Origin of the sequence: Kitasatospora griseola, assembly GCF_014648555.1 — a bacterium.
Classification (GTDB): Bacteria; Actinomycetota; Actinomycetes; order Streptomycetales; family Streptomycetaceae; genus Kitasatospora; species Kitasatospora griseola.
The window spans coordinates 93,917-99,916 of sequence record NZ_BMRI01000026.1; the positions used below are offsets into that span (position 1 = coordinate 93,917).

General features: G+C 73.4%; 8 protein-coding genes. 5 read left to right on the forward strand and 3 right to left on the reverse strand.

The genetic code is table 11. From position 1 onward, the window contains the following. Nucleotides 1-5: 5 nt before the first annotated feature. Nucleotides 6-1,016, forward strand: a complete 1,011-nt coding sequence (locus tag IEZ12_RS26870; RefSeq protein WP_189275466.1) for an Acg family FMN-binding oxidoreductase — start codon at nt 6-8, stop codon at nt 1,014-1,016. An 82-nt stretch (nt 1,017-1,098) separates the two neighbouring features. Then, nucleotides 1,099-1,437 (forward strand): DUF5713 family protein, encoded by a 339-nt coding sequence (locus tag IEZ12_RS26875; protein ID WP_189275468.1) that lies wholly within the window; start codon nt 1,099-1,101, stop codon nt 1,435-1,437. Between the two features lie 186 nt (nt 1,438-1,623). On the opposite strand, the gene IEZ12_RS26880 is transcribed toward IEZ12_RS26875, so the two are convergent. Beyond that, nucleotides 1,624-1,962 carry an NUDIX domain-containing protein gene (locus IEZ12_RS26880; protein WP_229848076.1) on the reverse strand — a complete coding sequence of 113 codons (339 nt, stop codon included), beginning with the start codon at nt 1,960-1,962 and terminating at the stop codon, nt 1,624-1,626. Continuing rightward, nucleotides 1,959-2,786, reverse strand: a complete 828-nt coding sequence (locus IEZ12_RS26885) for a class I SAM-dependent methyltransferase (RefSeq protein ID WP_229848077.1) — start codon at nt 2,784-2,786, stop codon at nt 1,959-1,961. The genes IEZ12_RS26880 and IEZ12_RS26885 overlap by 4 nt, the downstream gene beginning before the upstream one ends. A 207-nt stretch (nt 2,787-2,993) precedes the next feature. Here IEZ12_RS26885 and IEZ12_RS26890 point away from each other — a divergent pair, with 207 nt between their 5' ends. The 3 genes from IEZ12_RS26890 to IEZ12_RS26900 all read left to right on the forward strand — a co-directional run bounded on the left by IEZ12_RS26890 (nt 2,994) and on the right by IEZ12_RS26900 (nt 5,029). Further along, nucleotides 2,994-3,626 (forward strand): ArsR/SmtB family transcription factor, encoded by a 633-nt coding sequence (locus tag IEZ12_RS26890; protein WP_189275473.1) that lies wholly within the window; start codon nt 2,994-2,996, stop codon nt 3,624-3,626. Further along, the gene (locus tag IEZ12_RS26895) at nt 3,623-4,372 is read left to right on the forward strand and encodes an SRPBCC family protein (RefSeq protein ID WP_189275475.1); all 750 of its coding nucleotides are present in this window, start codon (nt 3,623-3,625) and stop codon (nt 4,370-4,372) included. Before IEZ12_RS26890 ends, IEZ12_RS26895 begins: the two co-directional genes overlap by 4 nt. An 84-nt stretch (nt 4,373-4,456) precedes the next feature. Then, nucleotides 4,457-5,029: a dihydrofolate reductase family protein gene (locus tag IEZ12_RS26900; protein WP_043911757.1), complete on the forward strand. Its 573-nt coding sequence runs from the start codon at nt 4,457-4,459 to the stop codon at nt 5,027-5,029. 71 nt (nt 5,030-5,100) lie between these two features. Here the strand turns inward: IEZ12_RS26900 and IEZ12_RS26905 are convergent, their stop codons facing one another. Then, nucleotides 5,101-5,742: a DedA family protein gene (locus tag IEZ12_RS26905; protein WP_189275477.1), complete on the reverse strand. Its 642-nt coding sequence runs from the start codon at nt 5,740-5,742 to the stop codon at nt 5,101-5,103. Nucleotides 5,743-6,000 lie beyond the last annotated feature (258 nt).

The window sequence follows — 6,000 nt, forward strand, 5'->3', positions numbered from 1 at the left end:
CCGCGATGGTCGAGTCGACGGCGGGTACGAGGGGCGGGCCGGGGGCAGCGCTGGGCGTGCAGGAGCTACGGGTACTGGTGGCCGCGGCCGGGGCCGCGCCGTCGCTGCACAACTCCCAGCCCTGGCGGTTCCAGGCGGCCGAGGACGGCCACGGGGTACTGGTGTTCGCGGATCCGGACCGGGCCGTCCCGGTGGCCGACCCGGACGGCCGCGGCATGCTGCTGTCGGTCGGCGCGGCCCTGTTCAACCTGCGGGTCGCGGCCGCCCGGCAGGGCCTGCCCGTGGAGGAGCTGGAACTGCTGCCCGGCCCCGTCACGGCGGACGCCCCGGTCGCGGTGGTGCACTTCGGTCCGCGCGGAGTCCCGGACGAGACCGCCGAGTTGGCGGACGCGATCGCGCTGCGGCACTCCAGCCGGGAGCCGTTCAACAACCGTGACGTCCCCGAAGCGGTGATCGGCGAACTGATCGCGGCGGCCGCTGCCGAGGACACCGTCCTCGAAGCCCTGGAGGAGTCCGAGGCGCGCCGGGTGCTGGCACTCGTCGCGGAGGCCGAGGCGCGGATCGTCGCCGACGCCGCCCGCCTTGCGGAGACCGGGAGTTGGCTGCGCGGCGAGCCCTCCGCGGACGGCATCCCGATGGCGGCGCTCGGCCCGCAGGACCACGAGGCCCGCGTCCCCGTGCGGGACTTCACCGGTCATGGCCCCACCCACTCGCAACGCTTCGAGGCGCTGCCGCAGTTGGTGACCATCGCCACCCGCGGTGACACGGCGGCGGACTGGCTGCGGGCCGGCCAGTCGATGGAACGCGTCTGGCTGGTGGCGACCGCCCACGGCGTCCGCGTCTCCGTCCTCCACCAGGCCGTCGAACTCCCCGACACCCGCTGGCGGTTGCGCAACCCCGAGGCCGGTGTCGGCACCGTGCAGATCGTGCTGCGGATCGGCTACGGCCCGCGCGGCGCGGCCACCCCGCGCCGCGACGTCGAAGAACTCCTGCGCGGAGCCGTCCACGCCTCCTGAGCCCACCGGAAGGTTGTCGGTGCGGAGTTGGATGATCGGTGTCGGCAACCTCGGGGCACGGAACGGGCGGAGCGGTCGGTCGATGAGCGGAAACACGCAGGTGGCGGAGCACGAGTTCCTGAACGGGATGGCGGGGGACCCGTACTACCCCGACCACCTGGTGGAGCGGGGCCGTGCGGTGCTGCGCGCGCTGTGCGACCGGATCGAGGCCGAACGCCCCGCCGGGCTCCGGGAGTTGTACGTGCTGACGCACGCCGCGACGGAGGAGTTCAACCGCCTGGGCGATGCCCTCGACGAGGCCGACAGCGAGATCGACACGGTCGCCCGGGAAGCGATCGGCGAGGACTTCGCGTTCGTCGCGGCAGCGTACGGCTTCGCCGACGCGGACTGGGAGGAGCTGATCGCGACACGCGAGTGGTGAACGGCGGGCCGGGGGTCCAGAGAACGAGCGGCACCGGATCGGTCGACACGCCGTCGGCGATCAGCGCTGCCGGCGGTGCGGTCAGGTCGCGCGGCGAGAACAGGTCCGGGCCGCGGTGGGCGGCGATCTCGGGCAGGGTCCACCAGCGGAAGCCGGCGATGGTCTCGGCGGCGAGCTCGTCGTCGGTCATCGCACCGCGGGGGCGGAACGACACGGTGCGGACCAGGAATCAGTCGTTGACGACGCCCGTGCGGCCCGCCGGGCCGCCGAGCCGGCGACCTCCTGGTGCCATCCGTGCGGTGGGGCGGCGTCGAGGGTGAGCCCCGCTTCCTCGCGCGGTTCCCGGCGCAGCGCGGCGAGGACGGTTTCGCCCGGTTCCGCGCCGCCGCCCGGCGCGGCCCGGACGGCGACCGCTCCGGTGAGTTCCGGAACGACGTGTCGGCAGAGCAGGATGCGGTGGTGTTCGTCGAGAACGACCGTACGGGCCGAGTGGCGCAGCGTGATCCGTGAACGCCTGGCGCTCACTTGGAGCCGGTGGCGAGCAGGGCGGTGTGGGGGAGGGCGAGGGCGCCGTCCGGGGTGCGGAAGGGGGCGGCGAGGCGGTCGTAGTGGCGGCGGGCCTCGGACTGGACTTCGGGGGTCTGCGCGAGGAAGGTCAGGCCGATGGTGGCGACGCCGGAGGCCGGACCGGCCCACCAGTCGTCGGCGGTGGCGTGGTGGTCCCAGCTGAGCGTGCGACACGTGGCGTGCCGGAGGCCGGCGTCGGTGAGGAGCATGGCCAGGCCGTCCGGGGTGCGCGGGAAGTCGTCGGCCGGGTCGAGCGGGCGCAGGTGCGGCGGCCGGACGGCTCCGGCGGCCTGCATCGCCTGTGGGATCAGGGCCTGGCCGGGGGCCGGGGCGCCGGACCAGATGGTCAGGGCGAGGCGGCCGCCGGGCCGCAGGACGCGGCGCAGTTCGGCCAGGGCGAGCAGCGGACGGCCGACGTGGTTGAGCACGAAGTTGGCCACCACCGAATCGAACTCGGAGTCTCCGTAGGGGAGGGCGGGAAGCGCGGCGAGATCCACCCGGGCGGACGGCGCGGCGCGACGGGCGAGTTCGACCATGCTCGGCTCGGCGTCCACGGCGGTCACCTCCGCACCCCGGGCGCAGGCTGCGGCGGCGACCGTGCCGGGGCCGGTGCCCACGTCCAGCAGCCGGGTGCCCGCGAACACCTCGGCGGCGTCCAGGAGTTCGGGCGTGCTGTGGGCGCAGAGCCGTCCGAACGTCGCGGCGTAGACGTCGGCCCGCCCCGCCCAGGCGGTGCGTTCGTTGGCGTCGAAGCTGGTGGTGGGTGCGGCGGTCGGCGGCACGGATTCCCCCTGATCGATCGGTTGGTGGGCGATCCTAGCCCGGTGCCGGCCCGGTGTGCCGAGATCCACCGGCTCGGTCGGCATTGTGCCCGGCCGGAGAGCAGGCGGTCACCGACAAGAAAATTTGTCTTGACAGGATTTCCCTTCGGAGGGAGGCTGGAGTCGTTCCCGGGAGCGCCGGGGGCCTTCGGACCGGAGGGTGGAGAGGTGCTGGACATTGCTGTGATCGAAGAGCCGGCCGCGGCCGAGTCGTCCCTGGATCCGATCCGGTCCCGGATTCTCGCCGCCCTGGCGGAGCCCGGCTCGGCCGCCATGCTGGCGGGCCGGCTGGGGCTGCCCCGGCAGAAGGTCAACTACCACTTGAAGGAGCTGGAGCGGCACGGGCTGGTCGAGCTGGCCGAGGAGCGCCGGAAGGGCAACGTCACCGAACGGGTGTACCGCGCCACGGCCGCCTCGTACGTGATCTCGCCCAGTGCGCTGGCCGCCGTCAGCCCGGATCCGGCCCGGTCGCCCGATCAGCTCTCGGCCCGCTGGCTGCTGGCGCTGGGAGCCCGGCTGGTGCAGGAGGTCGGCTCGTTGCTGACCGGCGCCGCCCGGGCCGGACAGCGGGTGGCGAGCTTCGGGATCGACGCCGAGGTGCGGTTCGCCTCCGCCGCCGACCGGGCGGCCTTCGCCGAGGAGCTGTCCCAGGCCGTGGCCGGCCTGGTCGGCCGGTACCACGACGAGTCCGCGCCGCAGGGCCGGAGGCACCGCGTGGTGGTGGGCCTGCACCAGATCCCCGACCCGCAGCCGGCCACGGACAACCACCGGCCCGACGCAGCACAGGAGAACCCCCGATGAGCCGCCCCTTCGAGATCGAGCAGGAGATCGTCCTGCCGGCCGACCCGGACCAGGTCTGGGAGGCGATCGCCACCGGGCCCGGAATCGAGTCCTGGTTCATGGGCCGCAACGAGGTCGATCCGCGCGAAGGCGGCACCGCCGTCATGGACGTGGGCGGCAACCGGGAGGAGGCGCTGGTCACCGCGTACGAGCCCGGCAAGCGGTTCGCCACCCGCACGGGCACGGCGGCCGACGGCCGGTTCATGGCCTTCGAGTACCTCATCGAGGGGCGCGAGGGCGGCAGCACCGTCCTGCGCGTCGTCCACAGCGGCATGCTCGGCGACGACTGGCAGGACGAGTACGACGCGCTGCGCCGCGGCTGGCCGTTCCACCTGCACACGCTCCGCGAGTACCTGACGCACTTCCGCGGACGCACCGGTCGCCCGGTCTTCGCCATGGCGCAGACCGGCGAGCGGCCCGCGCCGCGGGTCCGGGCCGCGCTCGCCCGCGGCCTGGCGCTGCCGGCCGGAATCGCCGTGGGCGCGCGGGCGCACGCCGAGCCGGCCGGGCTGCCGCCGCTGACCGGGGAGGTGACGTGGTCCGACGAGGAGCGCTTCGAGGTCCGCACCGCGGACGGGCTGTACACCTTCCACCACGCCCCCGGCCTGGTGCTGATGTTCCACCACCTGTTCGGCCCGGACGCGGCCGCCACCGCTGCCGAGGCCGGGTGGCAGCAGTGGGTGGCCGGCGTCCTTGCCGAGCACTGAGCACCGAGCGCCGAGCAGGCCGAGCACCGAGCAGGCCGAGCACCGAGCACATCGCCAGATTCGTCCATCGAGGAGAGCACCATCATGCGCACCCTGATCAGCACGGCCTTCGTCTCGCTCGACGGCGTCGTGGAGGGACCGGGCGGCGAGCCCGGCTACCGGAACTCGGGCTGGACGTTCAAGGACATCGAGTTCGTCCCCGAGGCGTTCGAGATCAAGGCCCGGGAGCAGGAGGAGTCCGCCGCCGTCCTGATGGGCCGGGTCAGCTATGAGGCGTTCAGCCCGGTCTGGCCGGACATGGCGGAGTTCGCGCGCTACCGGACACTGCCGAAGTACGTCGTCTCGACCACCCTCGGCGAGGACCAGTTGGTCTCCAACTGGGGCGAGACCAGCATCCTGCGCTCGCTGGACGAGGTCGCCGCGCTCAAGGAGACCGAGGGCGGTCCGATCATCGTCCACGGCAGCGCGACGCTGAACCAGGGCCTGTCCGACGCGGGCCTGATCGACCGGTACCACCTGCTGGTCTTCCCGCTGCTGCTCGGCGCCGGCAAGCGGCTGTTCAGCAGCACCGACAAGGACGCCCAGAAGCTGGCGCTGGTCGAGCACGCGGTCTACAGCAACGGCGTGCAGAAGCAGGTCTTCGACGTCGTCCGCTGAGCCCGCCCACCACCCGAAAGCCCGCCGTTGACGGACGTCAGCGGCGGGCTTCTCCGGTTCCGGGTGAGGTTTCAGCCGCGGGCGGCGCGGCTGCGGCGGAATTCGAGGGCGAGCGGGAGGAGGGAGAGGGCGACGATCACCGCGATGGCGGGGAGCAGGTAGCGGTCGACGCTGGGGATGGTGGAGCCGAGCGCGTAGCCGCCGAGGATCAGGCCGACGGTCCAGACGAGGCCGCCGACGGCCTGCCAGAGGGCGAAGGTGCGGGTGGGGACGCCGAGGGCGCCGGCCAGCGGGTTGAGGACGGTGCGGACCACGGGGACGAAGCGGGCCAGCGTGATGGCCTTGGCGTGGCCGTAGCGGGCGAGCAGCTCCTCGGCACGCTGGGCGCCCTCGTGCAGGCGGCGGTTGCGGGAACGTTCCAGCAGGGCGCGGCCGCCCTTGCGGCCGAGCAGGTGACCGACCTGGGCCCCGGCGAGGGCGCCGACGACGGCGGCGGCGAGGACCTGCGGGAGGTTCAGGTGCGGGCCGGAGTGCAGGCCGGGGGTGCAGAGCAGACCGGCGGTGAACAGCAGGGAGTCGCCCGGCAGGAAGAAGCCGATCAGCAGCCCGGTCTCGGCGAACAGCACGGCGGCGATGCCCAGCGCACCGAACGCCGCGAGCAGGGAGGAAGCGTCGAGGGGGTTGACCGCCAGCAGGACGGAGTGGGCGTACACGGCGTGGCCTCCGGGGCACTCAGCGTCTACAAGGAAGTAGACCGTCTATGTGACTGTAGACGAAAGTGGTGGGGGAGGCGCAAGCGAGGGCCGTCCGCGAGCGAGCGGCGGGCCGGAACGCCAAAGGGCGCGACCGTGGCGGTCGCGCCCTTCCGAGGCAGATGGTGACGGGTCGTCAGCCGGCCTTGACCTCGGTGGTGAGCTGGGGGAGGACGGTGAACAGGTCGCCGACGACGCCGTAGTCGACGAGTTCGAAGA

Excerpts from the sequence above, each read along its gene's own strand:
- IEZ12_RS26870 (WP_189275466.1), top strand. The coding sequence starts at position 6 with ATGGTCGAGTCGACGGCGGGTACGAGGGGCGGGCCGGGGGCAGCGCTG.
- IEZ12_RS26875 (WP_189275468.1), top strand. The coding sequence starts at position 1,099 with ATGAGCGGAAACACGCAGGTGGCGGAGCACGAGTTCCTGAACGGGATG.
- IEZ12_RS26895 (WP_189275475.1), top strand. The coding sequence starts at position 3,623 with ATGAGCCGCCCCTTCGAGATCGAGCAGGAGATCGTCCTGCCGGCCGAC.
- IEZ12_RS26900 (WP_043911757.1), top strand. The coding sequence starts at position 4,457 with ATGCGCACCCTGATCAGCACGGCCTTCGTCTCGCTCGACGGCGTCGTG.